At 42.3% G+C, this 3,217-nt stretch carries 1 protein-coding gene; it reads right to left on the reverse strand.

The features are described 5' to 3' along the window. Positions 1–84: 84 nt before the first annotated feature. Positions 85–3,171 carry a Tn3 family transposase gene (locus tag FBF61_RS34370; protein ID WP_138485518.1) on the reverse strand — a complete coding sequence of 1,029 codons (3,087 nt, stop codon included), beginning with the start codon at positions 3,169–3,171 and terminating at the stop codon, positions 85–87. Positions 3,172–3,217: the final 46 nt, after the last annotated feature.

Consider the following 3,217-nt stretch of genomic DNA (forward strand, 5'->3'; position numbering starts at 1 on the left):
TTGGGGTAAACTAAAGAAAGGGAGAAAAACCGTCACGACTTTCGTGTAGCATTTTTACTTGGCATGAGTCCGGAATATTGAATTCTAAGGCGTTAGGTTCAAATCCATAATCGAGCCCAAATCAAACATTTTATAATCTTTACCATCAGAAAAGTCATATTCTCCCACCAGGTTAATATGTGCCCAGCTGTGGGTAGAAGTTGCAAGAATTTTTTTCAACAGGATCTGCCTGTCCTGTTCGGACTCAGCTGCTACCAGTTTTTCGGATAATAACAACAAATTATAAGTGTTTACCGCATTTGCAATCAGCCTTTTACAACCTTCTGCTGTTAATTGTTCTTTCCGGGTGGCCCAGATCAATTCCTGGTTATTGCCTACGGTGATGGCCTTGGAAAAATTATTGCTGCTTTCGATTTTAGAAAGCGATCCGGACACTGACTTACGGATTAACTCATCATCCATATATTGGTATACGTAAGCGGTTTTATAGAGTCTTCCCAGATCTTTGAGGGCCTTGTAAAGCGGGTGTTGTTTAGAATACGAGTTTAAACGTCTGAACAATGTGGACGCTTTGGCATAACCAAGCTTGATGGTACAAACAAGTCGTAGAATTTCATCCCAATGATTTTCCAAATGGACAAGGTTTATTTTGAGACCCGGCACAATCTTATAATTTTGCTCACGATAAGTCCGTGCTTCGTCAATGGAATAAAGCTGCTGATGATGAAACCTTGCAAACCTGGGACGGAATTCAATGCCTAAGAGGCCGGTTACGGCAAATACGGGTTCGCTAAAACCATGTGTGTCCGTTGAATGTGCATTTGGAATGATCACTTCATTGTGCGTCAGGCCATCCAAAACATAATGTGATTCGGGTTCTGCTGCACTGAATACTGTCGAGTAAAATAACTGTCCAGCTTCATCCAGAAAGGAATACATGGTAACACCCCTGCCATTACCAAAGTATTTAAATGACGGAGAAGCAACCAGCGACGCAACGGAAACATCAAACTTCTGGCCGTCACTGGAAGTATGAACAAAGTCTACATCTTTTCTATAATGCCGGGTAAGTGGTAGGCCATTGCTAAATGCAAGTACCTTGTCATTTGCCTGCATTATAGTCTCTGGTGAAAAATATTGGAGTGCCGTTGTTTCCAGTGAACTAGTCCGGATGCCTTTTGACATGAACGAGAATTTTCGGATCCCGATATTGCACCCAAACCCAAGAATTGCCGCAAAGAACAAATTCTCATCCGGACGTTTGGGGATATGATCAATTCCTCCATGGATAAGGGAAGAAATAAAGCCGGTTGCGTTTTGGACGGTTGAGAGAACTTCAATTAGTGGAATGACATATTCTTGGGGATAGAGCGGTTCCAAATCTGTGACTTCTTCCAAACGCTTATCTTTCATCAGGTGCCAGTCACCGGTGGGGTCGAAGTATACCTGTTTGTTACTGCCTGCTTCTATATGCTCATTGGTTAATTTAATCTGGGCATTCAACCTTTCATTTAATTTAACCAGGGTTTTTCGTGAATCGGTAAAAGCTGTCAAGCCGGCTTGTTCAATCAGCTTTTCCTTTTCTTTATTCCAAACCGCCGGTGGTATTTCATACTCGTCAAAACTGCGGTAATCATAGGATGAATCAATTGGGAGTGCCCCAGACTTGATATTATCGCGAATTTCCTGAAACAGGAAAACTTTATATAAACCGGTCCGTAATTTGCCTTCCGGGGTCAACACCCGCTGCTGCTGCTCCATTCCTAAAAAATCAGTTGGTACCGACGCCCGTGTTAGAATAACTCCATTCTTTTCTTGGTAGTACCGGACCGCTGCAAGGATGTCCTTCCCGGAAGAAGTGGCACTTGGGATCAGTGCTTTTACAATATCGCTAACCTTGCCATTTAACTTGGACGAATTTTTTTCAAGCATCTGATAAAAATCTTCCCGGTCGTTTATCTTTTGGTTGACTTCCCTTAAATATTTAAGACGCTGCTGGTCTTCCTGTAACAGTTTTTGAGATAACCGTTTGTTTTTAAAAAGCTGTTCAATCAAGGCCACTTTGGCCAATGGTTCCATTGTCGTATTAGCAATGATTTTTTCAATGGCACCTAGAACATCAATGTGGGTATGACTACGGTGGGCAACACTGCTGACCAGCTGTGCGGTCTGCATCCTGTTTTGATAAAGCTCTTGTTTTACAGAATTCTCACATCCATTGACATAGTTTGTGACCGCGCTATTTAAGGTCAGGATAAGTGCATCCCCCAACATATAGTATTGGTGAATAATAAAAGAAATCAAAAGCAGATAACGGTTGGTGCTGCGTGTAGCTATCTGCGGTACCTGGTTATTGATTACATATTCGGCATAAAATTGAATGGTTGGATCCGAAAGCTTTAAGCGCCTTGCAACCGGTAACAGCTGCAAATACATGGTCTTTAAACTTCGAAAGTTGGTCACCCGCTCATGGATCTGTTTCGTTTCCATGGATTGGGAGACCCGTTTAAAAAATGTAATCTCATAACGTTTCACCTTTAAATGCTTTCTGCTGTCCTGTTGATAAGAACTGTGTTCTACCAGAAGCTGGTCTAAAAGTAAAATGTCAGCCGCTGTTAAATACTTACTTAAAATGGACTCGAGATTCTGCTCGAAACTGACAAGAGCTTTATCCAAGATTGTTTTCAAGCTTTGGTAGGTAGGGATTTCAATACGATGTGCCTGGAGAAAGCCGACCATACCTTCAAATATTAAGTATGGTCTGGTCTGTACCTGGGCCAGTCGCTGTGTTTCTTCGGTCAACGCTTCAATTGAAGGTTTTTCAAAGGCGGCAAAACCAAAATATAAAAGAATGTCCTCCCGGTGCCTGAGTGAAGTCCGTCCTTCGTAACTGGTCATCAGTACTGCGTTGACATCAACCGAAATCCTCTCCGCAACATAATCCACATCACTTTGATGGAAACGGTTTGATGCAAAAAACCGACTGACTACCCGGAAGTATCCGACCTGTAAAAGAAAGCCAACTTTATTTGATGGCGTTTGCAAAGTCTTGACATAATCAGCTGCCCACTGGGGCGCCTCTAAGAAAATCATTTTCTGGTCAACACTCAAAACAGGTGGATTGTCAAATCGTTGCCGAGCTTCTGAGGTCAGGTATTCTTTTCTTGGCATGAGGAGATTTTGTTGTACAAAAAAACGCTGCTCAGAATGTACAAAC

It is taken from the genome of Dyadobacter bucti, from assembly GCF_005869225.1.
In the GTDB taxonomy this organism is placed as follows: Bacteria; Bacteroidota; Bacteroidia; order Cytophagales; family Spirosomataceae; genus Dyadobacter; species Dyadobacter bucti.

Coding starts and splice junctions, on each gene's coding strand:
- FBF61_RS34370 (WP_138485518.1), bottom strand. CDS start 3,171: ATGCCAAGAAAAGAATACCTGACCTCAGAAGCTCGGCAACGATTTGAC.